The following is a 23,560-nucleotide window of genomic DNA, read 5'->3' as shown; positions in this document are numbered from 1 at the left end:
GTGGCTATCCCGCCGCGCGGCCCGCCCGGGCCGCCCCGGACGAGGCGGCCGTGCCCTGGGCGTGGGCGTACTCGTAGGCGGCCATGAGGTGGCCGAGGTAGCGCTCCGCGGAGTAGGCCTCCGCGGCGGCGCGGCCGGCCTCGGCCACCTCGCGGTGCAGGCCCGGGTCGGTGAGGATCTTCGTGAGCGCGGCCGCGAACGAGTCCGCGTCCGGCGCCGTCGACAGCCGGCCCGAGGCGCCGCCGGGGCGCTCGGCCAGGGCGGCGTCGGCGAGGACGACCGGCAGCCCGGCCGTCTCCGCCTCGATCATGACGAGGCCCTGGGTGTCGGTGGTGGAGGCGAACGCGAGGACGTCGGCCATGCGGTAGTACGCGGCCATGCGGTTGTGCGGCACGGGCCGGACCAGGCGCAGGGCGTGGGCGAGGCCGGCCTGGCGGGCGAGGCGGAGCACGTTGAGGCGGTTTTGCTTCACGCCCACCATCACGAGCCTGGCGGTGGGCACCTGGCGGAGCAGTCGCGCGAACGAGGCCAGCAGGAGCGCCGGGTCCTTCTCCTTCGTCGCCCGGCCTACCGCGAGTACCACCGGCGCGGTTTCGGGGATCCGCAGCGACCGCCGGAGCTCGGCCCGGCCCAGCGGGCAGTCGGCGAGCTGGATCGACGTCGGGACCGTCCACACCGGGGGGAGCCGCTCGAACTCGGCCAGCCCCGCCGCCGTCTTGGCCGAGGGCGCGATGACCACCGACGTGCGGTCCATGAACTCCTGCCCGAGCCGCACGAGCTGCGCGCGCCGCTCGGTGCCGGAGCGCGCGAGGCGCAGGTAGTCGCGCATGGTCCAGCCGAGCTCGAGCCGCTGCGCCGCGTGCGCCGCGCCGAACTGGATCTCCATGAAGTGGGCCGAGTACGCGAGCAGGTCCGTGTGCCACGTCATGACCACGGGCAGGTCGTGCGCCCGGGCGTACCGCAGCCCGCCGATGCCCACCGGCCCCAGGGTGTGCACGTGCACGATGCGCGGGACGGGCCGCATGCCGTCGAAGTGCGGCAGGCCGACCCGGATGTTGCGCAGCGGCACCGGGACCGACCGCACCCCGCACGGCTCCGGCCGGGAGCGCAGCAGCGGGGCGGGCTGGTACACCTGGACCTCGTGGCCGGCGGTGCGCAGCAGGGACACCGTGGCGGCCACCGAGGTCGCGACGCCGTCGGAGCGGCCCGGGTGGCTGTCGCAGAAGTGCGCGATTCTCACGCCGCACATGGTGCGGTACCGCGCCGCACCGGACGAGAATGCATGTCTTTTGTACGCCATCTGTTCATCGACCGGCTTGATCCTTTTTCCGGGCCCTCCAGCCGGGGCCTTCGTCCGGGGCCGGCCATTGGGTAAAGGGGTTCACATGAGCGCGAAGACGGGCGGCCTCCTCCGGACGCGGAACTTCGCCCTGTTGTGGATCGGGGAGTCCGCGAGCGCGGTCGGTTCGGCCGTCACTTCGGTGGCGTTTCCGCTGGTGGCGGTCTCGGTGCTGCACGCCGGCCCGGGGGCGGTCGCGCTGCTGACCGTCTTCACCTGGCTGCCCTGGCTGCTGCTCGGGCTCGTGGTCGGCGTGTGGGTGGACCGTTGGCCGCGCCGGCCCACCCTGCTGGTCGCCGATCTGGTGTCGGCGACGGTCCTGATCGGGGTCCCGGTCGCGGCCTGGACCGGCGTGCTGACCATGCCGATCCTGCTGGCCGCCGCGCTGCTCGCCGGCGTCTCCGGCATCTTCTTCAGCGTGGCGTTCAACGCGTTCCTGCCGCACCTCGTCCCCGCGGGCGACCTGATGGAGGGCATCGCCAAGCTCCAGACCAGCGCCTCGGTCGCCCTGGTCGCCGGGCCGGCCCTGGGCGGACTGCTGGCCCAGGCCGCCGGCGCGGTGAGCGGTGTCCTCATCGATGCGTTCACCTTCCTGCTCTCGGCGGCCTGCCTGCTCGGCCTGCGGCCCGCCCCCGAACCGCGCCGGGAGCGGGCCGCCGCCGGCCTGCTGGGCCAGATCGCCGAGGGGATCAGGTTCATCGTGCGCGGACGCCTGCTCCAGGCCATGCTGGTGGTCGCCACGGCGGCGAACTTCGCGATGCTGGGCATCACCGCGCTGCGCGTCGTCTTCCTCGTCCGGACCGGTGGCCTTGCCCCGGGTACCGCCGGCATCGCGATCGGCCTGGGCAGTCTCGGCGGCATCCTCGGCGCCGCGCTCGCCACCCGCGTCGCCACCCGCTTCGGCAGCGCCCGCACCTACGTCGTGGCCAGCGTCGCTACCGCGCCGTTCGCGCTCCTGCTCCCGTTCGGCGGGCCGGGCTGGGGGCTGGTGCTCTTCACCGCGGGCTCGTTCGTGATGCTCGGCGGAGGCACCATGGCCAGCGTGATGACCATGACCTTCCGGGGCACGTTCGTCCCGGCCCACCTGCTCGGCCGGGTCACCGCGGCCTCCCGGATCTTCGTGTTCGGCAGCGTCCCGCTCGGCGCGGCGACCGCCGGCTTCCTCGCGACCACCCTCGGCACCCGCACCGCCCTGTGGGTGCTCGCCGCGCTGTACGCCGTCACACCGCTGCCCCTGCTCGCCACCTCGGCCGGGAAGGTGCGCGACTTTCCTACGCCGGAATGACCGGCGGCAGCTCGAACTCGTCGCGCAGCAGGGTCTCCGGGGGGTTGTAGACGCGCAGGATCAGGTGGTACTCGCCCCGCGGGGTGGGCAGCCACGGCGCGCCGTCGGCGGGCGGGTCGGGCTGGACGCGCACCGCGTCGCCGGCGGTCGGGATCGAGTGGAACAGGCGCGCGTCGGCCGCGTCGTACGAGGCCAGGGTCCCGGCCGGCGGGCTCAGGGCGTAGGCCCGGGCGCCCGTCAGCCGCGCGCCCTCGCGGTCCTTGTGCACCGCGGGGGCGACGGCCTCGTACGCGTGGCTGCCCCACAGCCGGGTGCGGGCCGCGACCGCGCGCGCGAGGTGGGCCGCCTCGCGATCCTGGAGCGTCCATTGTGGAGTGTCGACGGTGCCCACCTCGAAGTAGTCGAGGTTGTAGTCGAAGGCGTGCCGGTCGTTCGTCCAGCCGTTGACCGGCGCGGCGTGCGCGGTCGTGGCCGCCTCCTCCAGGGCCTCGCGCCCGCGGTCGAGCCCCTCCCGCAGGGCGAGACGGTGATCCCGCGGGATGGTCGGGTACGGCGAGTTGCCGTCCTCGAACAGCCCGAGCGGGGCGAAGCGCCGCTGGTAGCGCCGCTCGGCCGGGGACGGCGGGAACGCGGCCAGGCCCCGGCGTAGCGCCTCGAGGAAGAGGAGGTCGCCGGGCACCCCGGGCTGGGGGGAGGGCAGGCCGTCGAGGGGCACCTGCGGGTACATCCGCTGGATCGAGAGCCCGTCCTGCAGCTCGTGGACGCCCGGCCCCGCGGCGAACCGGGCGATGAGCGTCGCGATCATCGTGGGCACCCGGATCACCTCGGCCGCGGGCGCCTCCCGGCCGGCCCAGCCGGGCGGCACGAGCAGGTACTCGCGCGGCTCGTCGGGGGTGGTGCGGCTGCCGACGTACGCGAAGTTGTCGGTCCACGCGTCGACGAACTGCACCACGTGGTAGCGGCCGCCGGTCGCCGGCACGCGCAGCCACAGGGGGCCGCCGGACAGGTCGAGCTGGGCTGTGGAGCTGAGCAGGTCGGGATTGGCGTTGGGTTCGGCGGGCACGGTGCGCTGGTGTTCGAACGCGTTGAAGGTGGTCGCGGCGCCGACGGCGCGCAGGTCCTGGAGCAGGGGGTAGCCGTAGCCGTACGCCTCGGCGGCCAGCGTGGGCAGGTCGTCTCTCATACGCAGCCTCCCTCGTCCTGCATCCAGCGTCCGGTGCCCGGGCGCCCGCGCCGGGTGAGGGCGGGGGTGAGTCAGCGACGGGGGTTCGCCCGGCGCGCCCGGGCGCCGCGCGTCCGCGCGGGGTGAGTCAGCGGCAGGGGTTCGCCCGGCGCGCCCGGGCGCCGCGCGTCCGCGCGGGGTGAGTCAGCGGCAGGGGTTCGCCCGGCGCGCCCGGGCGCCGCGCGTCCGCGCGGGGTGAGTCAGCGGCAGGGGTTCGCCCGGCGCGCCCGGGCGCCGCGCGTCCGCGCGGGGTGAGTCAGCGACGGAGGTTCGCCCGGCGCGCCCGGGCGCCGCGGGGTGGGTCAACGGCGCGGGTTCGCCCGGCGCGTCGGCGGGGCGGTTGTCGGGTCCTCGGGCCAGGGGTGGCGCGGATACCGGCCGCGCATTTCGCCGCGCACCTGGGGGTAGGCGTTGCGCCAGAACGAGGCGAGGTCGCGGGTCACGGCCAGCGGGCGCCCCGCGGGCGAGAGCAGGTGCAGCAGCACGGGCCGGTGCTGCACCTCCGGGGTCGTTTCGAGCCCGAACATCTCCTGTACCTTGACCGCCAGCACCGGCCCCTCGGGGTCGCCGTAGTCCAGCCGCACCGCCGACCCGCTCGGCACCGTGAGCCGCTCGGGCGCGAGCCGGTCGAGGTCCTTCGCCTGCGGCCACGGCAGCCGGGCCTGCAGCGCCGTGTGCACGTCGGTGCCGTCCGCCATCGCCTCGATGAGCGCCTCGTCGCTCACGTCGGGCCATGGCGCCCCGGCCGCGCGGTGCAGGAACGCGAGCCGGTGCCGCAGCGGCGTCCACGGCACGCCCTCGCGCCGGAGCCGCTCCCGCCGCGCGGCCGCGGCCAGCTCGGCCGGGGCCGCGCCGATCGTCTTCTCCGACAGCACGATCGCGCCGAGCCGCTCGACCCGCTTCACGCCCGTCGCGCTCGCCTCGTCCGCGGTGACCAGCAGCGCGGCCGCGACCTCGCGGGCGATGTTCTCGTCGATCGCGGCGGCGAGCCGGATGCGCGCGTTGACCCGTCCGGACGGGCGGTCGGCGGCGGCGATAGCGAGCCACGGGTGGCCCTGCAGCGGCGACCCGGGCGCGAGCTCGGCCTCGGTCCCGCTCGCCATGAGGTAGGCGTCGCGGCGGCGCCGGGCGATGCGCTCCGGGTACGCCAGGCCCGCGATGACGCCCGCGGCGCGGTCGGCGGCCGTGGTGCGCTCGACCGGGTTCTCGATCATGCGGTACAGCAGCGAGGCCTCGTGCCGCCAGCGGTCCGTCGTCCGCCGTACCGCCGCCACGTCATCGGACGGGTTGGAGTCCTCGGCGAGCACCGCCACCACCTCGGCCGCGTTGCGGGCGCCCACGATCGGCGCCCCGTCCAGCAGCGCCCGGGCCAGCCGCGGGTGCGCGCCCACCCGCGCGATGCGCCGCCCGCGCCCGGTCGCGCGCCCGTCCCCGTCGATCGCCCCGAGGGCGTGCAGCGTCTGGGTCGCGACGCTCATCGCGGCCGCGGGCGGCTCGTCGGGCAGCGCCAGCCCGCGCCCGCCGGGGCTGCCCCAGCACGCGAGCGCGAGGGCGAAGCCGGTGAGCTCGGCGGTGCGCACCTCCGGCTCGGGGTGGGCCGGGAGCCGCTCGTCGTCGGCCTCGGACCAGCACTTGTACACCACGCCGGCCCCCTCCCGCGCGGCGCGCCCGGCCCGCTGGACGGTGCTGGCCTTGGCGGCCCGGACGGTGACGAGCGCGCCCAGCCCGCGGGCCAGGTCGATCCGCGGCACGCGCGCGAGCCCCGCGTCGACGACGACCCGCACGCCGGGCACGGTCAGGCTGCTCTCGGCCACCGCGGTCGCCACGATCACGCGCCGCTCCGCGCGCCGCAGCGCCCGGTCCTGCTCGGCCGCGGGCAGCCGGCCGTGCAGGGGCACGCTCGGGATCCCGGCCAGCCCCCGGCGCACCCGCTCGATCTCGGCGACCCCGGGGACGAACACGAGGATGTCGTGCCCGGTCTCGTGCCAGGCCTGCCGCACCACCTGCGCGACGTGGTCCATCGTGAGGGGCTGGCGCTTCGGCGGTACCCACCGGATCTCGATCGGGAAGAGCGGGCTCTCGACGTCGATGACCCCGGCGCCGGGTAGCGTCTTGCCGGGGGTCGCGGTCGCGGCGAGCAGCCCGAGGTCGGGCCGGATCGCGTCGCGCGCCTCGATCAGGAACGCGGTCGCGAGGTCGGTGTCCAGGTGCCGCTCGTGGCACTCGTCGAGCATCACCACGTCGACGCCGGGCAGCTCGGGGTCGGCGAGCAGCCGCTGGACGAGCAGCCCGGTCGTGACCACCTCGATCCGCGTCTCGCGGCTGACCCGGCGGTCGCCGCGCACCGAGTACCCGACGCTCTGCCCCACCCGCTCCCCGCGCAGCTGGGCCATGCGCTGCGCGGCCGCGCGGGCCGCGATGCGCCGCGGCTCGGCGACGAGCACCCGGCCCTCGAACGCGAGCGGCACCAGCGTCGTCTTGCCGGTCCCGGGCGGCGCCACGAGCACGGTGGGCCCCCGCCGCACCTGGGCGACGACTTGATCCAGCACACGGGTGACCGGCAGGGATTCCACGACGCCCATCTTGTACCGTCGCCGGAGTGCCCGAGCTGCCAGAGGTCGAGTCCGCGCGTGCCGTCCTGCAGCGGCACGCCCTGAACCGCCCCATCACCGACGTCGACGACACCGACACGTGGGTCTGCCGCCCCCACGCGCCCGGCGCGATCCGCGACGCGCTGCTCGGCGTCTCGCTGACCGCCGCCAACCGCCGCGGCAAGAGCATGTGGCTCGACTCCACCGGCCCGGTCCTGGGCATCCACCTCGGCATGTCGGGCAAGATCGTGGCCATCGACGAGTCGGGCGGCGAGACCGACGGCGGCGACTACTGGCAGCGCGGCCGCGCCCCGGGCGACCACCGGTTCGCGCGCTTCTCGCTCTCCTTCGCCGACGGCACCCGCCTGCTGCTGGTCGACCCGCGCCGCCTCGGCCGCGTCCGCCTCGACCCGCCGGTGGAGCGCCTGGGCCCGGACGCGCGCGACATCACGCCGTCGCAGTTCCGCTCGGCCCTGGCCCGCGGGACGGCCCCGGTGAAGGCGCGGCTGCTCGACCAGGAGGCACTGGCCGGCGTCGGCAACCTGCTCGCCGACCAGATCCTCTGGCTGGCCAAGGTGAACCCGTCGCGGCCGGTGGACGAGCTGACCCGGCCCGACCTGGACCGGCTGCACCGCGCCGTGCGCAAGGCCGTGGAGTCGGCCGTCGCGGAGGGCGGCGTGCACACGCTCTCCGTCGTACCGGCCCGGCACGAGGGCGGCACGTGCCCGCGCTGCGGAACCCCGATGCAGCGAGCGACGGTGGGCGGCCGCACGACGTGGTGGTGCCCGCGCGAACAGCCCTGACTCCCGGTGTGAAGGTTCGGTGCGGGTCCTCGACCACCGCCGCGGCCGGGCCGCAGAATGGCACCGTGCGGCCTGCGACTGTTCCGCCTGACAAGACCGGCCCGGAGCCCGCGCGGTTGTGGGCGTTCCACCTGTTCGGGGCGGCCGGCCCGACCGCCGAGCTCGCCGACGGCAGCTTCGAGTCGCCGTCGTTCGCGCCCCTCGGCGGCGGCTGGTACGCCTGGACCGCGAGCTGGTGACCGGGTCCACCCTGGCCTCTCACGTCGCATCGGGCGTGCGGCGCGATGAGTCGGGGCGCCCTCGGTCGTTCCGGTTCTGGTCTGGTTGGCGGGCGGGGCGGACAATGGCCGGTGTGGCGTGGCTGAGCGTTGCTCCTGTGGACCGGGAGGAGCGTGGGGTCCGGCGGAAGGGCGCCGTGCTGGTCGTGGCCGCCCTGACCGCGGTAGCGGCCGTGGCGGCGGCGGTGGTCATTCTCCTCGACCGGGGCGAGGACGATCCGGTTCCGCACCGGGGCGAGCAGACGGCCACGTTCCGGTCCGCCGACGGCCGGATCGAGGCGGCCGTCTACCGCTTCGACCCCGCCGGCCGGTTCGGCCCGGTCACCGAGGTGGTTCTGCGCCCGGCCGGTGCCACGGCGAACCGTGACATGGTGTCGCTCGGCTGCACCGATGACGACGACGGCCTGAGCATCGTCGCGGTCACGGTGGGGGCGGACAGCATCGTCACCCGCAACTACAACGGCGCCGAGCGGACCATCGCCTTCGACCCGCGAACGCTGCGCCCGGAAGCCACCCTGGGCTCCTGCTAGGTCCCGTCCTGCCGATCATGTCGAGCCGAGACGAGGTCCAGATTTCGCCTGCGTGTGCCCCGCGGAGGCCTGGCTACCGGTGTTGTAACCCGGCCTTCGCGGGGTGCGCGCAGCGCCTTGGGCGGGCCGGCTTGGCGCAGCGCGCCGGGCCGGCCTGGGCGAGGGCCTGGGCCCGGCGCAGGCCGGCATGATCGGCAGGACAGGGCCTGAGCGCCGGGCCGCGCGGCGTTTGCCGCGCGGCCCGGTTCCGTGCTCAGGACGGGCTCACGCCTTCCTTGGTCAGGACGGGTTCACCCAGATCGAGAAGTAGGCGCTTCCCGAGTTGAGACCGCCCGCGGTGCGGCTTCGCACCAGCAGGGCGTGCGAGTAGGACGACTGCGGCGCCCAGGTGACCGCGGCCGTGCCGTCGGCGCCGACCGGGATCGTGCGCTCCGGCTCGCCGTCGAACGAGTACACGAACTCGGTGCTCCCGCTCAGGTGCGCGGTGAAGGTGAACGTGCCCGTCTGCCCGACGCTGCCGCCGTTCGGCCACTGGTACACGTCCGAGGTGACCGTCGGCTCGAGCGACTTCACGCGGAAGGAGTAGTAGCCCCAGTCCGACACCAGCCCGTTGGCGCTCGTGCTGCGCACCAGCAGCGCGACCCAGCCGCCGGGAGGATTGGCGGACGGGTCGGGCGTCCAGTGCACCGTGGCCGTGCCGTCGGCGCCCGCCGTGACCGTCTGCTCATCGCCGGCGCCGAACTTGTACGCGTACGACACCACGTTTGCCGCCGTTGGCCGGAACACGAACGCGCCCTCGATGCCGGGCCCGCCGCCGCCGTCACCGTCGCCGAGCGGGTAGTCCGCCGACGAGGCGGTCGGTGCGATCGAGGCCGGGTAGAACGCCCACCCGGTCTCCTCCGACTCGACGCCGTCCGCGGTCCGGCTGATCACCGTGATGCTCTGGCCGTACGGGCTGGTGGGCGTGTACGGGATCGTCACCGAGCCGTCCGGGCCGGCGGCGACCGTCTGCGGCGGCCGCTCGTCCTCCTGGTACTGGTTGAACTGGTAGGTGTACTCGACCACACCGTGCATGTGCGGCTTGAGCGTGAAGTGGCCGGCGGTGCCGACCGGCGCGCCCGGGGAGCCGTCGAACGGCCAGTCGGCCGACTCGACGATCGGCCGCGTGTCGATGAGGAACCACTGCGAGTTCTGGCCGGACTTCACGCCGCTCGCGGTGGTTGAGTACACGGTGAGCACGGCGCCGCTCGCCGGGGTCACCGTCACCTGCGCCGTGCCGTCCGCGCCCGCCGGCACCGTCTGGGCAGCGTCGTTGTCGAACTGGTACGTGTAGCTGACCGTGTCGGACATGTTGGGCCGGAACGTGAGGTGGTGCGGGTCACCGAGCCACGCGCCGGGGTCGGCGTCGTCGATCCCGGGCGCGTTGAAGCGCACGAAGATCTGGTAGTAGACCGTGTCCGAGACGTTGCCGGCGCGGTCGAGGCTCTCGACGTACAGCGTCATGGGCCCGGAACGCGACGGGGCGAACTGGATCGAGGCCGACCCGCCCAGCACCGGAGCGGCGATGTACTGGATCGGGTAGCCCTCGCCGTAGCGGTACCCGGCGACGTCGGCGACGCCGTTGGCGGAGAACGTGATGGTGCCGGGGATGCCGGGGCCGCCGTGCTGCTCGCCGTCGGACGGGTAGTCGGCCGAGGTGACGACCGGCGGCTGGGCGGGCCGCGTGGCGTCGACGGTGAACCGGCACTCCTCGCTCCACGGCGACACGTCCGCGTCGTCGCGCCCGCGCACGGCGAACGCGTAGGTGCCGCCGTCCTGCAGCAGGCCCTCCGGGACGCGGCCCCACGCCCGCGCCGGAGCGACCCCGGCCCAGTACTCGGGCAGCTCGACGCGGTCCTGCGGCCGGTCGACCGGCCACACGGCGAACGTGCCGTAGGCGTAGTCGCTGCCCCCGGTCGCGTTCACGTCGGGGTCGGTGAGCAACGCGTTGAACGTCGGCGTGGTCGTGGTGGTGTACAGCGGCGCGCCGGCGTCGCACGAGCGCCCGTCGACGGTGAGCTGCGTGGGCACCCCCGGCGCCGAGTTGGCCTTGATGATCAGGCCCGGGTCGTGCTCCACCCGGCGGCCGTAGTGCACGTTGCCCTCGAGCCGCTCGGCCACCCGCAGCTCGAACGTGATGGTCTTCTTCCCGGCCGCGACCGCGTTGCTGACCGCGTTGCCGAGCTCGGCCTCGAGGTAGCTGGCCGGGCAGACGGTGCCCCCGAAGGTCGCGATCTTGGCGCGCTCGCGCGGCGGCCGGTTCCACGAGGCGTTCGCCGCCACGGGGTCGGTGGTCCACAGCTGCAGGCTGCGCGCCTTACCGCAGTCGTTGGCCTGGGTCTCGGAGATGATGAAGCCGGTCGCGATGATGCGCTGGCCTTTGTACGTGCTGATGTCGTACGTGAAGTAGGACCTCGACACGTGCTTGCCGTTGGTGTCCTTCCACGCCCCGACCGGCGCGTCGGAACCCTGGTTGACGTAGGCCTTGCTGGGCGTGCGCGAGTCGGTGTACACCCAGCTGGTGGGCCGCAGTGCCCGCTGGGTCGTGGCGTGGGCCGCGCCGGGGGCGACCACCACCGCCCCGGCGAGCCCGACGACCACCGAGACCAGCCCGGCGACGAAACGTTTACCAGACATTTGGAGCTGCCACCCCCGTCGATTCGACGAATGTCGAATGAACGGTAGACCGGTCGGGCGATCCGGCGCAGCCCCGTTTCTCCAATGTGGACAGAGCGGCACAATCGCTGCGCGGTGGTCACATTCCGAGCGCGGCCGCCACCTGGCGGACGGCCTGGATCACCGGGGCGCCCACCTGGCCCACGACCGTGGCCACGCCCGCGACCGCGCCCAGCGCGCGGCGCAGGGTGCCCGGGTCCTGGCCCGGACCGGCCGCGAGGACCTGCAGCTGCTCGTCGACCAGCCGCCGGTCGGCCGGGGGCACCTGGGCGCGCAGCAGCTGCACGGCGCGCAGCAGGTCGCGGAAGGCGGCGTCCGGGTCGCGCCCGCCGTGGTGCTCGATGCGGCCGACGCTGTGCTCGCCGTACTGGTTGTACTGATCCCCGCCGACGTAGTTCACGAGCTCACCCTTCCGACGCTGTTGCGGCCGAGCTGGTTGTACTGGTCGCCCATCACGAAGTTGGTGATGGTGTGGGAGAACGTCGCCGCCGGGTTGTTGATGGCGGCGACGATCTCGGCGACCAGCGTGTTGAGCAGAGCGCGGTCGCCGCTGATGACGGCGCGGTGGGTCGCGCCGGCGGTCTCGATGATCAGGGCCCACAGGCTGCGCCGGCTCAGCAGCGCCAGGAGCATGACCAGACGCACCAGGATCAGCACGCCGACGAGGCCGCCGACGGCCTTGATCGCGAGGTCGGTCTGGTCGTCGGTCTGCAGCACGCCGCCGACGAACAGGCCCACCAGTACGATCACGCCGAGCAGGAGCCAGAAGAACGTGTGGGCGATGAAGCGCCCGACGGCGGCACCTTTGCGGTACACGACGTCGGCGGTCGAGACGCGCGAGATGTTCGAGAGCGGGTAGGCCTCGGAACCGATCCAGAGGACCCGCTGGCGCACGCCGACCTCGATCCGTTCGGTTTTCATGCGGTACAGATGCCGCGGTTCTCGTTTTGATACGTGCCGCCGCGGCGTATCACGCGGGGCGCCCCGGCATCCGACCGGTATGACTGAACCCATTGAGTTCGCGGCCGATGAGACCGCACCGCGCGACAGTCAGCCCGTCATCCCCGACTTCGAGGGCGCGCCCGACCCGGAGGCGGAGATCGTCCTGCAGGCGCTCGTCGCCACCGGCTCCTTCCGGGGCAACGCCGAAACGCCGGAGGGGTGAACGATGAGCGTCAACGCACCCGGCCTCACGCTGCTGCGCCGGTACGCCGACGAGCAGATCGGCAAGGAGCACTTCCTCGGCATCGTCGGCGATGTCAACCACACCTCGGGCTACCACCTGGGCCCCGACCGCATCCACGGCCCGGACTACTCGATGACGCTCGACCGCGACGTGACGGGCGCGCGGACGTTCCCGACGGCGGCGTGCGCGTACGACATCGGGATGGGCTGGCCGGCCGCCCGCGCCTGGCTGGCCTGGCTCGTCAACGAGTGCCGCTCCGGCGCCTTCCCGCAGGTCCGCGAGATCATCGGCTCCCTGGACGGCGTGCACAAGCAGTACTTCGGCCACAAGAACGGCTTCGCCACCGAGGGGTACGACGGCGACAACCACGTCTCGCACTCGCACATCAGCGTGTTCCGCGACACCGCGGCCACGGACCACAGCCCGCTGCTGCGCCGCTTCTTCGAGCGCACCCCGGGCCGCGCGGCCCCGCCCTTCCCGGGCCGCCTGCTCAAGTTCACCGAGGGCCAGCCGCGCCCGCGCGGCGAGGACGTGCGCACGTGGCAGGCGCGCATGCTGGCGCTGGGCTTCACGATCGAGGTGGACGGCATCTACGGCCCGAAGTCGCGGGCGGTGGCGGTCGATTTCCAGCGCCGGCACGGTTTGCAGGCGGACGGGATCGTCGGCCCCAAGACGTGGGCCGCGTCGTTCGCTCAGCCTGTCGGCTGAGCCGGGCCCCCGAGCCGGGTGGCGCGACGGTTGCCGCGCGACCCGGCTCATCGGCGGGGTACGGTCACCACGATCTTGCCGACCTGGGATCCGGACTCGAGCCGGCGGTGGGCCTCGACGATCTCCGCCAATGAGAAGGTGGAGTCGATGACCGGCCGCAGGACCTTGCGGGCGACGCCGCCGAGAATCCAGTCCACGGCGACGCTGCGGCGTTCGGGGTCGGTGGTCAGATCGAAGAGTTTGTACCCGCGGATCGTCAGGCTCTTGCCGATCAAGTCCAGCGCGGACACGGTCGTGGCCCCGGTGCTCAGCGCACCGTAGACGATCACGGTCCCGCCCGGCGCGGCGGCGCTGAACAGGCGCGCCAGAGCCGGTCCCCCCACCGGGTCGAAGATCACGCGCGCGCCCTGCCCGCCGGTGAGCTCGTTCACCGCCGCGACGACGTCTTGCTCGGTCGTGGCGACGACCGCCTCGGCGCCGATGTCCAGGAGCTGCCGCCGCTTGGCGCTGGTGCGGGTCAGGGCCACCGGCCGGGCCCCCACGCCGCGGGCGATCTGGATCGCGGCCAGCGCCAAGGCGACGCTGCCGCCGCCGAGCACGCCCACGAGGGGGGCGCCCAGCGCGCCCCCGCCGAACTGGACGGCGCCGAGCAGCGCCGCGGCCGTTCCGGCGGCCTCGCCGTGGCGGGTCATGGCCAGGGCCGGGGCGTTGGGGAAGGCGAGCCCGATCGCGGCGAGCACGAGGATCAGCGACGCCAGCAGTGTGGTCAGGCCGCCGAGGCCGGTCAGGGCGAAGAACAGCAGGACGGCCCCGGCGGCGGTGCCGGCGATCAGGGCGGCGCGCAGGATCTGCAGCGACGTGTACCGGCGCAGCAGTACCACGTTGAACTGGATGGCGCCGATGAGCCCGGCCACGCTGGCGGCGAAGACGAGGCCGAACTCCTGCTCGGTGAGCCGGTACTGCTGCTGCAGTACGAAGGACGATCCCGCCACGTAGGCGAACTGGGCGGCGGCGAACAGCCCGACGACGAGCACGAGAGCGACGAAGGCGCGGTCGCGGAACAGCCGGCCGTAGACGCGCGCGGTCGCCGCCGCACCGCCCCGGCGGCGGCGCGGCGGGGCAAGGGTCTCCGGAAGCCCGAATCGGTCGGCGACAGCCAGTCCGAGCTCAGCGCCCCCTTGTGGACGCCCATCTCGCGATAGGCATCCACAAGGGACGGTCAGGCCACTCCGGCAGCCCTCCGCCGCCGTCTACCCGGGCAGGCGAAAGAGTCGGTACCGACTCACGGTCGCGAAGCCGATGCGCCGGTACACCGGCTCACCCTCGCTGCTCGCCTGGAGTGTGGCGATGCGCCGGCCCGAATCCCGGGTGATGCGCAGGGCCTCCATGGTGAGTGCGGTCGCAACGCCCCGTCGCCGGTGGTCCCGGTCGGTCGCGATGCAGTACAGCGCGCCGATGTCCGTGGCGAGCGCAAGCGTGCAGGTGCCGACGGTCTTGCCGTCGACGATGCCGGCGAGCCGGACCACGCTGGTGTCGGCGTGGCGCATCTCGCGGTCCACCACCGTGTCGAGGTCGTCGGCGGGGAATCCGAGCGGCTCGGCGTATGCCCGCACGTAGTCGTACATCTCGGCCCGGTCGGAGACTAGGCGGATCTTCAGGTCGGTCGGCGCCGGCGCCGGGCTGGTGACGGTGGTCACGTCAACCGCCATGACCGGCATGTCGACGGTCAGCTCCGCCCCGCGGGCGAGTAGGCCCTCGGCCGTGCCCTCGTCGCTGTCTGCGCCGACCCACCAGCTCCATTGCGTGCCGGCCAGCTGCCGCCTGGCCTCCTCGATCGCCTCGTCCAGCCCTCGGTTGCGGATCCGCAGCACCCCGTTGAGGAGGCCCTGCTGGATTCCGGTGCGATAGATGGGCAGGTCGGTGTCGGGCGAGCTGCTGGCCCAGCCGCTCCAGTACCGCCGGTTGGCGGTCAGTTGCGGCTGCAGGTCGTGGATCGCGTTCGTGTGCATACCCCCAGGACTGCAGCCGTGGCCCGAAAGTTCGGTTGCCGGGGCGACATTTTCGGTCGCGACCCGGGTACGGGCGGCGGGCCCCTCGGGTGACGGCTGCGGCGACGGATTTGGTCCTCCCGCCAACCGAACTCTTTGCTCGCGAGCCGCGTCCAGGTGATGGACTCCCGCCCGCTTCCCGCTGGAGGGGCGTACGGATGGCGCGGAGTGACATGGCTGATCGACAGGTTGGGGAGACTGTGAGCAATTGGGGTACGGACGGATGGGTCGTCCGCTCTGGTGCGGGGGAACGCGTGGCCCTGGGCGGTCCGCATGTTCCGGAGGTGCTGCTGCGAGGCCGGGATGTTGCCGGCGCTCTCGGCGTCTTCACCTTCGACCACGCGGTCATCAGCGAGAACCCGCCGCACGCGCACAACGGCTTTGCCAAGATCGCTTATGTGCTCGCCGGCGACTACGAGTTCCGGGTCGGCGACGCAACGTTCTCCGGCGGGCCGGGCGACATGGTGGTCGTACCGAAGGGCAGCCATCACACCTTCACCACCGCGACGGGCGGCAAACTGCTGTTCGTGTGCTCACCCTCCGGGAACGAGGAGATGTTCCTCGAGATGGGCAAACTCGGCCCCGCTGCGACGATTGAGCAACTGAAGGCGCTCAACGAGCGGTTCGACACCGTCGGCCTGGCCGGCGACGACGCGTCCTGGCGGCAGGTCCAGCCCGGCCGTGAGGACGGCTCGTAGGTCGCCGATCGCGACGCCGTTCATGGTCGGTCCGCCGGCCGTGAACGGCGTTGCGATGTGTTCACGCACGGCGGCCACGGCGCCAGCCGTACTGGTTGCCCAAGGTTCGTTCCATCTCCGCACGGCCAGTTGACGGCCGCCGGATCCGCCCGTCGCGATGCAACGCGCCGCCTGCGTGGATGGCTAGCCTGGGATGTCCGAAGTGGACACCGGGGGACTGGTGGCCGGGGCGTCATCCGGCGGCGGGCATCGCCTGCGCCTGTTCCGGGCGGGCGGCGTGGATGAGGCGTACCTCCCGTACCAGGCCGCCCTGCTCGCGCAGCAGCCAAGTGGCGGCCGGCGGGCAGTGGTCGGGGTCCTCCGGGGGGTTGATGAACTCGTTCTCCCAGATCGTGATGCCCGGCCCGGCGACGACGTTGATTAGCCGGCACCGCACACCGGCGTCGTAGTCCTCGCCCATGGCGGCGAAGATGGAGCCCAGCCCGGTCTCTCGGGTGCCGCTGGGCCATCGCATGGCCATGTCCTCGGCCCAGCGGCCGTCCAGCTGGTGCAATGCCACGCCGTTGGCGACCGCGGACATGATTGCCGCCGCCTCCTCGCGCCGCTCGGCCGTCAGCCTCGAGGTGTCGTGGTGGCGGTCGTCATGCACGCGGGGGAGCGTGATGCTCAGCTGCCGCCGCACCTCGCTCAGCCGGCTGCGCACGGTCCCGACCGGTACTCCGCAGAGCGCGGCGATGTGCTCGTAGGAGTTGTTCTCGGTGAAGTAGCGCAGCATCGCCACCGGCTGCAGGGTCGGCGACAGTTGCCCCAGGCCGTGCCAGATCCAGTCACGCAGGGCGCTGCGCTCGATGCATGCGACCGGGTCGTCGAGGTCGGAGGCGTGCAGGTCTTCACCGGCTGTGCCAACCGGGACGGGCTTACGGGCGCGCAGGATCGTCCGGCAGTTGTTGCGTACGATCGCGTGCAGCCACGAACGGACGGCGCTGGCGTCGCGCAGCTCGCCGATACGGGCGAGTGCGGTGATGACGGAGTCCTGGCAGGCGTCCTCGGCGTCGGGGCCGTGGCCCAGGAGGTGCTTGGCCACGGCGAGCATGCCCGCGTAATGGTGCTCAATGAGCAGAGCGATGCTCTGCTGGTCGCCCTGCCGGGCCGCGTGGGCGAGTTGCTCTGTCTCAGGGGCGACGCCGGACAACGGGTAGCGCAACGGCACTGCTGAACGTTAGCGCCGCGCCCGGGGGACCAGCTGGGGGCGATGTACGCGGCCGAGCCGATGCTGCCGTCGTGTCTGATTACCCCGCCCAGGTCGCGACGTGAGCTGGGTCACCTTGAGCCGGATCAAGACGCCGGTCGTTTCGCGGAAGTCGCCGTCACGCGACGGTGGGTGGCCCACACCCGCATGTGGTGATCGAGACGGCAGCGCCGGCAGCGATCGTGATGCTGCCGTTGACCGTGGCGTTTGTGATGCAGGTGGATCCGGCGGTCAGGTTGAGGCCGCCGTTCTGGGTGCCCGTCAGCGTCCTGCTACAGGTCACTGTCTGGGTCAGCGTTCCGCTGCTGTCCAGGAAGAAGTCGTCCCCGCCGTGTGTGGCGCTGATCGGGTTCTGGCCGACCTGCAGGATCGGCACCGTCAACGCGCTGTGGCCGACGGCGTCCAGGCCACGGGTGCCGAGGCCGATCGTGCTGCGAAGGAACCGCACCTGTCCGGCCGGTGCCACGGGGCCGGGGTTGGCGGCGGCAACGGTGGCCGTGAAGGTGACGTCCTGACCGAAGTCGGACGGGTTCTTCGAGGAGGCCAGCGTCGTGACGGTCCGGCCCTTGGCGATGGTGAACGCCGCGCTGACGGTTGCCGCCGCGAAGCGGTGGCCGGCGTGCGACGGGCGACGTCGCGTGGCATGCCGTGGGGATGGTTCAGTCCGTCGGGGTACCACTCACTGGCTAGTTGTGCGGCGCTGCGTTGTGCGGCGGCGGTGTCGCGGTTGGCGGCACCGAAGTGGGCCGCGTTGTCGGGCATGCCGCCGACGGTGTGTTCGTCGATGCCGCTCGTGGTCGGGTTGTCGGGAGTCGCTGCGTCGGCGTGGGACGCATGGTCAGTTCGGCGACGGTGTCAACTGACACGCGGGTCCGGGCCTTCGGTGATTCCCCATGTCTCCGCGAGCCGGCCATCTTCAATGCGGAAGATCTCGATCAGCGTTGGCTGTGCGTCGCCGTCCGGGGTCGTGATCCCCTGGACGGACGAGCGGATGGCAACCTTGTCGCCGTCAACCAGGATGTCCTCGGCGACGACGCGCATGTCGGGGAACTGGGCCACGACCTTGCGCCAGACGTCCTTGCCCGCCTCGAACCCGGTGGTGCCGAGCGCATGGCTGAAGTAGCCAGGGGTGAACAGGCCCTCAGCCTGGTCGAATTGCCGGGTGTTGAAGCACTCCTGCATCCGCAGGACCAGGGCGCTCGCGTCGTCGCGCGTGGTCATGGGCGTGGTCTCCTTCTGGGTGGTGGATCCGGTCTGATGAAGGACACACATCCGTAAGCGGTGCGCCGCCCCGGTTATGACCGGCAGCATACGGGGCGGCGCCCCGGTTATGCTAGTGGCGCCATGTCCAGCCAACTGCCCAAGCGGACCCCAGCGAAGTCGTCGGCAGCTCACGGGAGCGACCGAGAGCTGCGAGCTGACGCGCGCCGCAATCGCGAGCAGGTTCTGCGGACGGCGCAGCGGCTGTTCGCGACGGAGGGCCTCGGCGTCTCGCTCGACGAGATCGCCCGCCGCGCGGGCGTTGGCCCCGGCACCGTCCACCGGCACTTCCCCAGCAAGGAAGCGCTGTATCTCGCCGTCGCGACCGATCAGTTCGAACAGCTCGTGGCCGAGGCGGAAGTGCTCGCCGCCACCGACGATCCCGAGGCCCTGTTCACACAGCTGTCCCGGATGATGGCTACAGGTGCCGAGAACGTTGCTGTCAAGAGCGCGCTTGAGGCCACCGAGCTCGACCTGCGCACCGCCGCCCCGAAGGTCGCGGCAGATCTCACCCGCCATGTCGCAGACCTGCTCGATCGCGCGCACGCAGCCGGCGCCGTGCGCCCCGACGTCACTGTCGACGAGGTGATGGCACTCGTCGCCGGTGCCTTCTCCGCGATCCGCCACGCCAACGCAGAGACCAGCCGCGAACGCTCGGCACACATCGCACAGATCATCCTCGACGGGCTACGACCCCAACGCCGTCGTCCCGCTGATGAACGACGCCCGCGGCATCATCTCTGACGATGTGAAGGCCCAAGTCATTGCCCTGGTGCCGAGATTGTGGCGGCGTGGCACCGTCACGAACGAGGAATGACGCTGGCAGATTCGCAGAGCGCCGTGTGCTGGCACCACGATTGCCAGTCGGCCGGAGCTGGCCGGCTGAGTGCGGCGGGGTGATCGCCGCGCGGTTGCCGTCGAATTCACGGTGGCCACTGGTGCCTGGTCGGGCGCAGCTGTACCGCCAGCTCTACTGGCAACCTGGGATATCGCAACTCGCGGAATGCCGCCTTCAGGGCTCATTGACCAACGCGGAGTGGGCAGCCCAACGATGCGGGGTGACCGCTGAGAGCAGCTGCGGGAGGCGGCGGTTCCGCCGCCTCCCGCTGCCAGGATGGGCCGCTATCGTGCGGTCGGCCGGACCGTGCGTGATGTGCCGTTCGGTGCCGGCGCCGTCAGGCCGGGGGCGGCGGTGTTGGTGCCGCCGGTGACGGCCAGGCCGCCGGTGGGCACGGACATGCCGAGGTGGAAGGTGCTGCCGGTGGGCGCGGTGCCGATCGGGATGACCGGGTAGGCGTTGCCGCCGGGGCGGACCGAGGTGGAGATGTAGTCGCCGAACATGCGGCCCTGGGAGGTGTTGGGGATCCAGGACAGGTTCATCGGGCCGGCGATCTGGGTGGCGCCGCTCCAGCTGGTGCCGCCGTTGGTCGAGGAGATGTACCCGGCGCTGAGCTGGCAGGTCGCGGCAGTGCACGAGGAGTTGGGGTAGAAGTAGTACGTCAGCCCGATGCGGGCCGACGTGCCGGATGTGGACGGGTCGACGCCGATGCCGGGGACGAAGTGATCGACCGTGCTGCCGGTGGCGTCGATCGGCACCCGGGTCGGGGCCGCCCACGTGGTTTCGCTTGTCGACTTCGACAGGACGATGTCGTTGCGCGGGCAGCCGGAGCGGAAGCGGCAGTCGGACCAGGTGACGTACACGGTGCCCGCTGCGTCGACCTCGGCCGAGGGGAGCGTCTCTTCGCGGAGGCCGCCGGCGACGGTGTGGTGGCTGATCGTGGACACCTGGACCGTGGAGTTCCACGACGCGCCGCCGTTGGTGGAGCGGAACGAGCGGATCGTGTCCGACAGCGACAGGTAGGGCACGAGGACGTGTCCGTTGGGCAGCACGACCGGCTGGCCGCCGAGCCCGGTGTGGGTGCCGCCGGGGGCGAGCGCGGCGCCCCAGGTCGCCCCGCCGTCGGTGGACGTCTTCATCCGGATCGAGTCGCCGGAGTTGGTGATGTCGTACTCGGTGTAGCAGTTGCCGTAGAACGGGCTGGTCGTGGTGTTGTCGCAGACGATCCAGTTCTTGTCCAGCGAGCCGGTGGCGGTGGTGACCGGGTTCGACCAGGTCAGGCCGCCGTCGAGGGAGCGGCTGGTGAGGACGTTGACGGCGGAGCCGTTGATGCCGAGGGTAGAGATCAGCCACACGTTGTGCCGGGCGTCAAAGGCGACGGAGGCGTCGCTGACCTGCAGGTAGGTGCCGCCGGCGTTCGTGGTGATGCCGGGCAGGAAGCCGTTGGTCCAGGTGGCGCCGCCGTCGCCGGAGCGGGCCCAGCCGATGTTGGACGCGCCGCCGCCGGAGACCCGGCCGACCTGGAACGCCGCGACGATGGTGCTGCCGGACGCGAACGTGTCGGGCTCGACCTCGGTCTGGTGCTGCGCCTGCGCGTCCGTGTACGGGTCGGTGCTGACCTGGGCGACCGGCACGTTGGCGGCGGCCGGTCCGGCGCCGAGCAGGACCGCGGCGAGGGCGGCTACACCCGTGGTGAGGACGCCGATCGGGACCGTGCGTAGGAGGGTGCGTGGATGCATGGTGACATCGCCTCTCCGGAGGGACGCGACGGCGAGGGGCTCACCGTCGCCAATCCCGTTGGTATCAGAACCATCACCCGGAGTAAATAGACTGCTGTCGATAAATGGCTGACGGTTTGGCTGTGGCCGGGTGGTCCGGCCACAGCCCGAGAGTGCTGTCCGGCTAGGGGTTGATCTCGATGTTGGTGAAGATGTCGGTTTCGCCGATGCCGGTTTGCGCGATGGCGCTGTCCCGGCCGTCCGTCCACACGGGGTAGACGGCCTTTGTGCTCGCGGCGAGGCCGTTGTAGTCGCCGATGAATGCGCCGCTGGAGAGGAAGCCCAGGTTGGGGTCCCAGTCCTTGGTGCTGATCTTGGCGCTGGTGAAGCTGGCCGCGTTGTTGCCCGACACCGCCTGCCACGTGTTGATCCGGATGTTGGCGGGGTCCTGGCGCCGATCGAACCAGATCGCGTAGAACCGGCCGTTCTCGTCGGAGGCGGCCCACGGCAGGAACTGGTCGTTGCGGGCCGGGGCGCCGTTGTTGTTCGTCGACAGGAACGCCGAGTCCGACCAGTGCAGGCCACCGTCCGCGGACGTCTGGTATGAGATGTCAGCCGCGGAGACTGGTCGGTTGATGTTGTTCTGGTAGACGTACAGCAGGGTGCCGGTCCGCGGGCTGTAGGCCAGCGACACCGTGTTGGGCGCCCGGAAGCTGGTCGGCGGCAGGGTGTCGTCGCGAGCGTCGTCGAGGAAGTCCGCGTACTGCCCGGGCTTGTCGATCTGCACCGGCTGCGGCAGGAACGTCGCACCGCCGTCGGTGGACTTCTGGAACAGCAGGTGCGGGTCGTAGGAGTCGTTGCACTCCTCGGAGACGAAGCCGACGTCGAGCGCGCCGCTCTTCTCCACCACCGGGACGCTGAACTGGTTCGCCGACAGGCCGGTGCCGTCGCCGCCCGGGTTGTCCGGCTGGATCGCGGTGTGCGCCCAGGTGGTCAGCGCCGGGTTCTCGGTGGGGACGGTGTCGGTGTACGACAGCTGCAGCGGGCAGTAGTCGCTGAACCCGTCCGGCTGCAGGTGGAACTTCGTGTACGTGACGTAGACCCGGCCGTAGTGCGGGCTGGTCGGCGTGTTGTCGACGGCGATGAGCTCCTTGTCGTTGAAGATCGACTCGTCGACGGTGCCGGCGGTGTAGTCGTAGTTCGACGCGGCGCGGGCGGCCTGCCGGCCCGGGGTCCAGGTCTGACCGTTGTCGACCGACTTGTACACCTGGACCTCGGAAAACGCCTGCGACCGGAAGAAGCACAGCTGCGAGAGGTAGAACGCGCCGTCGCGACGGCTGTACGCCACGCCCGGGTCGCCGCCGTTGCAGAAGTCACCGGTACCGCGGAACTGCGGCGTGATCCGGGTGCTCGCCCAGTGCCGGCCGCCGTCGGTGGTGCGCATGACCACCACGCCGCCGCTGACGTAGTCGTTGGCCGCGGCGACCGCGATCAGCGGATGGTTGACGTTGTAGGCAACCGCGGTCTCGTTCTGCGGCAGCGGCGGGTTGCTGTCGTCGTTCATCTGGACATTGCCGCTGTTGCTCTTGGGCGCGGCCACGAAGCCGTTGGCCTTGGCCTGGGTCGCGGCCCGCGAGTTGGCCGCGGCGGCGCCGGCGCCGGCCGCGGCGTACATGGCGCGCACCCCGTTGGAGATCCCGCCGGAGTACTGCTTGATGTGGCTGACCCACCGCGGGTCGCCGGCCGCGTGTGCCGCCGCGGGTGCGACCAGGGCGCCGGCGACCAACGCCAGCGCGGCCGCCGTGGGAATGGTTCGTCGCATGAGACCTCCATGCAGGCAGAAGGCTCAAGCCGACCTGCATCGCTTCGCCATCGTGCCGGTGCCGGTGAAGTCACAGGCCGTGCTCAAGATGACGAATCGACGCTAGCCCTCGCCGTGGCCGGCCGAACCCTTGCCGTTACCCGACGTGCACGGGTCAGCGCAGGCCGTTGTCCAGCCGCATGGTGATGGTGGTGTAGTGCCCGGCGGTCACGGTGACCGGCAGGTTGGTCGGCCGGCGGGCGGGGCCGCCGCCGATGAGCACCGGGCGCAGCAGGTAGCTGCCGGCGGGCACGGCCACCGTGAACTGGCCCCGGGCGTCGGTGTCGACCGTGGCGGCGACGGCCTGAGCGGTCGCATTGAGCACCGTGAGCCGGGCCTGGACCGGCGTGGGCGTGCAGGGCGGGTCGGCCCGGTCGACCGGGCAATTGATCATGACGGTCTGCCCGGCGATCCCGCTGCCGGTAGGGACATTGCGGGACGGGGCCGGCGTGGCCGCGCTCGACGGCGGCGTGACGGTCGATGGCTGAGCGGCTGACGGGACGGCGGACGGTGACGCTGGGGAAATCGTCCGGGTCAACGCCGGTTGCCCCGTGTCGTGCGGATCGGAGGCGCATGCGCCCGGCGCGACGAGCAGCGCCGCGGTGAGCAGGGCGAACAGTCTGCGAGGCATGACGATGTGATGCTAGCGCCGCCCGAGCCGTTCCGCCGGTCTGTCGGGAATATTCGGTATGGCCAATTGCGAATATCGGCATGTCTCACCACGATCAGTTCTATTCCGATCGACTGTCTCGTACCGGCATTCCGTGATGTGGCATCTCGTTGCTGGCGGCGAGAACGACTATCTTCGGAGGACGGGGTGACCGGCCGCGGCCGTATCGCTGCACGCCGCTTCGAGCAGGTCAGCGTGCTGTTCCGGGCGCTGGCGGTACCGGTGCGCCTGGCCATCGTCGAGCTGCTCATCGTGCACTACGGGCTGCAGGTGCATGAGATCGTGGCGGCCATCGTCGTCACCCAGGCGTTGGGGTTAGCTCGTTGGTTTCGGGGCCGGCGTTGCGGGGGGATCTCGGTCGAGATCGAGGCGGGTTCGCCGGTGCCGGTGTCGGTCACCTTGTAGGAGCCGGTGCCGACCTTCTGCACATGCCGCGTGCCGGCCGCCGGGGCCGCCGAGGCGCTGCCCGGCAGGGTGAGCGAGCCGAGGACGGCGGCTAAGGCCGCCGCCGCGACCATGGCGCGTCTTGTGGACCTGGGTCTCCGTTCGTCAGCGGAATGG

22 protein-coding genes and 1 pseudogene are annotated in these 23,560 nt (G+C 72.2%); 9 read left to right on the top strand and 14 right to left on the bottom strand.

Features of this window, described 5'->3' with window-relative positions; all coding sequences use genetic code 11:
* Window positions 1–4 precede the first annotated feature (4 nt).
* Window positions 5–1,240, bottom strand: coding sequence for a glycosyltransferase (locus ACPPVO_RS54720; protein ID WP_426507484.1), 1,236 nt, complete (start codon window positions 1,238–1,240; stop codon window positions 5–7).
* Between the two features lie 145 nt (window positions 1,241–1,385).
* On the opposite strand from ACPPVO_RS54720, the gene ACPPVO_RS54715 reads away from it, so the two are divergent.
* Window positions 1,386–2,624 (top strand): MFS transporter, encoded by a 1,239-nt coding sequence (locus tag ACPPVO_RS54715; RefSeq protein WP_426507482.1) that lies wholly within the window; start codon window positions 1,386–1,388, stop codon window positions 2,622–2,624.
* Here the strand turns inward: ACPPVO_RS54715 and ACPPVO_RS54710 are convergent.
* The gene (locus tag ACPPVO_RS54710) at window positions 2,611–3,807 is read right to left on the bottom strand and encodes a DUF1254 domain-containing protein (protein WP_426507481.1); all 1,197 of its coding nucleotides are present in this window, start codon (window positions 3,805–3,807) and stop codon (window positions 2,611–2,613) included. The genes ACPPVO_RS54715 and ACPPVO_RS54710 overlap by 14 nt on opposite strands.
* A 341-nt stretch (window positions 3,808–4,148) precedes the next feature.
* Entirely contained in the window at window positions 4,149–6,428 is a 2,280-nt protein-coding gene (gene hrpB, locus ACPPVO_RS54705; RefSeq protein ID WP_426507479.1) for an ATP-dependent helicase HrpB, read from the bottom strand.
* Window positions 6,429–6,445: 17 nt separating this feature from the next.
* Here hrpB and ACPPVO_RS54700 point away from each other — a divergent pair, with 17 nt between their 5' ends.
* The 3 genes from ACPPVO_RS54700 to ACPPVO_RS54690 all read left to right on the top strand — a co-directional run bounded on the left by ACPPVO_RS54700 (window position 6,446) and on the right by ACPPVO_RS54690 (window position 8,048).
* Window positions 6,446–7,240, top strand: a complete 795-nt coding sequence (locus ACPPVO_RS54700; protein ID WP_426507477.1) for an Fpg/Nei family DNA glycosylase — start codon at window positions 6,446–6,448, stop codon at window positions 7,238–7,240.
* A gap of 65 nt (window positions 7,241–7,305) precedes the next feature.
* Window positions 7,306–7,479, top strand: coding sequence for a hypothetical protein (locus ACPPVO_RS54695; RefSeq protein WP_426507476.1), 174 nt, complete (start codon window positions 7,306–7,308; stop codon window positions 7,477–7,479).
* Between the two features lie 113 nt (window positions 7,480–7,592).
* Complete coding sequence (locus ACPPVO_RS54690) at window positions 7,593–8,048, top strand: hypothetical protein (RefSeq protein WP_426507475.1); 456 nt, start codon at window positions 7,593–7,595, stop codon at window positions 8,046–8,048.
* Between the two features lie 279 nt (window positions 8,049–8,327).
* Here the strand turns inward: ACPPVO_RS54690 and ACPPVO_RS54685 are convergent, their stop codons facing one another.
* The 3 genes from ACPPVO_RS54685 to ACPPVO_RS54675 all read right to left on the bottom strand — a co-directional run bounded on the left by ACPPVO_RS54685 (window position 8,328) and on the right by ACPPVO_RS54675 (window position 11,684).
* Complete coding sequence (locus ACPPVO_RS54685; protein WP_426507474.1) at window positions 8,328–10,724, bottom strand: hypothetical protein; 2,397 nt, start codon at window positions 10,722–10,724, stop codon at window positions 8,328–8,330.
* Between the two features lie 118 nt (window positions 10,725–10,842).
* Window positions 10,843–11,163: a hypothetical protein gene (locus ACPPVO_RS54680; protein WP_426507472.1), complete on the bottom strand. Its 321-nt coding sequence runs from the start codon at window positions 11,161–11,163 to the stop codon at window positions 10,843–10,845.
* Complete coding sequence (locus ACPPVO_RS54675) at window positions 11,160–11,684, bottom strand: DUF6232 family protein (protein ID WP_426507470.1); 525 nt, start codon at window positions 11,682–11,684, stop codon at window positions 11,160–11,162. The genes ACPPVO_RS54680 and ACPPVO_RS54675 overlap by 4 nt, the downstream gene beginning before the upstream one ends.
* Before the next feature lie 79 nt (window positions 11,685–11,763).
* Between ACPPVO_RS54675 and ACPPVO_RS54670 the strand changes: the two genes are divergently transcribed.
* Window positions 11,764–11,928, top strand: a complete 165-nt coding sequence (locus tag ACPPVO_RS54670) for a hypothetical protein (RefSeq protein WP_360384951.1) — start codon at window positions 11,764–11,766, stop codon at window positions 11,926–11,928.
* A 3-nt stretch (window positions 11,929–11,931) separates the two neighbouring features.
* On the top strand, window positions 11,932–12,657 hold the full coding sequence (locus tag ACPPVO_RS54665) for a peptidoglycan-binding domain-containing protein (RefSeq protein ID WP_426507468.1): 726 nt from the start codon (window positions 11,932–11,934) through the stop codon (window positions 12,655–12,657).
* Window positions 12,658–12,704: 47 nt separating this feature from the next.
* On the opposite strand, the pseudogene ACPPVO_RS54660 reads toward ACPPVO_RS54665, so the two are convergent.
* Window positions 12,705–13,793, bottom strand: a pseudogene (locus tag ACPPVO_RS54660) (MFS transporter); the annotation flags it as partial.
* A 114-nt stretch (window positions 13,794–13,907) separates the two neighbouring features.
* Window positions 13,908–14,666 (bottom strand): GNAT family N-acetyltransferase, encoded by a 759-nt coding sequence (locus tag ACPPVO_RS54655; RefSeq protein WP_426507466.1) that lies wholly within the window; start codon window positions 14,664–14,666, stop codon window positions 13,908–13,910.
* 212 nt (window positions 14,667–14,878) lie between these two features.
* Between ACPPVO_RS54655 and ACPPVO_RS54650 the strand changes: the two genes are divergently transcribed.
* Window positions 14,879–15,403 (top strand): cupin domain-containing protein, encoded by a 525-nt coding sequence (locus tag ACPPVO_RS54650; protein ID WP_426507464.1) that lies wholly within the window; start codon window positions 14,879–14,881, stop codon window positions 15,401–15,403.
* Between the two features lie 232 nt (window positions 15,404–15,635).
* Here ACPPVO_RS54650 and ACPPVO_RS54645 read toward each other — a convergent pair whose 3' ends face one another.
* From ACPPVO_RS54645 to ACPPVO_RS54635, 3 genes are all read right to left on the bottom strand, one after another.
* Window positions 15,636–16,613, bottom strand: a complete 978-nt coding sequence (locus ACPPVO_RS54645) for an RNA polymerase sigma factor (RefSeq protein WP_426507462.1) — start codon at window positions 16,611–16,613, stop codon at window positions 15,636–15,638.
* A 157-nt stretch (window positions 16,614–16,770) separates the two neighbouring features.
* A complete protein-coding gene (locus ACPPVO_RS54640; protein ID WP_426507460.1) occupies window positions 16,771–17,331 on the bottom strand; it encodes an Ig-like domain-containing protein in 561 nt (186 codons plus the stop codon).
* 176 nt (window positions 17,332–17,507) lie between these two features.
* Window positions 17,508–17,873, bottom strand: coding sequence for an ester cyclase (locus ACPPVO_RS54635; protein WP_426507458.1), 366 nt, complete (start codon window positions 17,871–17,873; stop codon window positions 17,508–17,510).
* Between the two features lie 123 nt (window positions 17,874–17,996).
* On the opposite strand from ACPPVO_RS54635, the gene ACPPVO_RS54630 reads away from it, so the two are divergent.
* Window positions 17,997–18,656 carry a TetR/AcrR family transcriptional regulator gene (locus ACPPVO_RS54630; protein ID WP_426507456.1) on the top strand — a complete coding sequence of 220 codons (660 nt, stop codon included), beginning with the start codon at window positions 17,997–17,999 and terminating at the stop codon, window positions 18,654–18,656.
* A gap of 378 nt (window positions 18,657–19,034) precedes the next feature.
* On the opposite strand, the gene ACPPVO_RS54625 is transcribed toward ACPPVO_RS54630, so the two are convergent.
* The 3 genes from ACPPVO_RS54625 to ACPPVO_RS54615 all read right to left on the bottom strand — a co-directional run bounded on the left by ACPPVO_RS54625 (window position 19,035) and on the right by ACPPVO_RS54615 (window position 22,960).
* The gene (locus ACPPVO_RS54625; protein WP_426507454.1) at window positions 19,035–20,489 is read right to left on the bottom strand and encodes a sialidase family protein; all 1,455 of its coding nucleotides are present in this window, start codon (window positions 20,487–20,489) and stop codon (window positions 19,035–19,037) included.
* A gap of 163 nt (window positions 20,490–20,652) precedes the next feature.
* Window positions 20,653–22,290: a sialidase family protein gene (locus ACPPVO_RS54620; protein ID WP_426507452.1), complete on the bottom strand. Its 1,638-nt coding sequence runs from the start codon at window positions 22,288–22,290 to the stop codon at window positions 20,653–20,655.
* Between the two features lie 154 nt (window positions 22,291–22,444).
* Window positions 22,445–22,960, bottom strand: a complete 516-nt coding sequence (locus tag ACPPVO_RS54615; RefSeq protein WP_426507450.1) for a hypothetical protein — start codon at window positions 22,958–22,960, stop codon at window positions 22,445–22,447.
* A gap of 186 nt (window positions 22,961–23,146) precedes the next feature.
* On the opposite strand from ACPPVO_RS54615, the gene ACPPVO_RS54610 reads away from it, so the two are divergent.
* The gene (locus ACPPVO_RS54610) at window positions 23,147–23,404 is read left to right on the top strand and encodes a hypothetical protein (protein WP_426507448.1); all 258 of its coding nucleotides are present in this window, start codon (window positions 23,147–23,149) and stop codon (window positions 23,402–23,404) included.
* The last annotated feature ends 156 nt before the right edge of the window (window positions 23,405–23,560 follow it).

The sequence above is a fragment of the Dactylosporangium sp. McL0621 genome (assembly GCF_049995355.1).
Taxonomy (GTDB): Bacteria; Actinomycetota; Actinomycetes; order Mycobacteriales; family Micromonosporaceae; genus Dactylosporangium.
The sequence above is the reverse complement of the archived record's forward strand: the minus strand, read 5'-3'. Positions and strand labels throughout refer to the sequence as shown.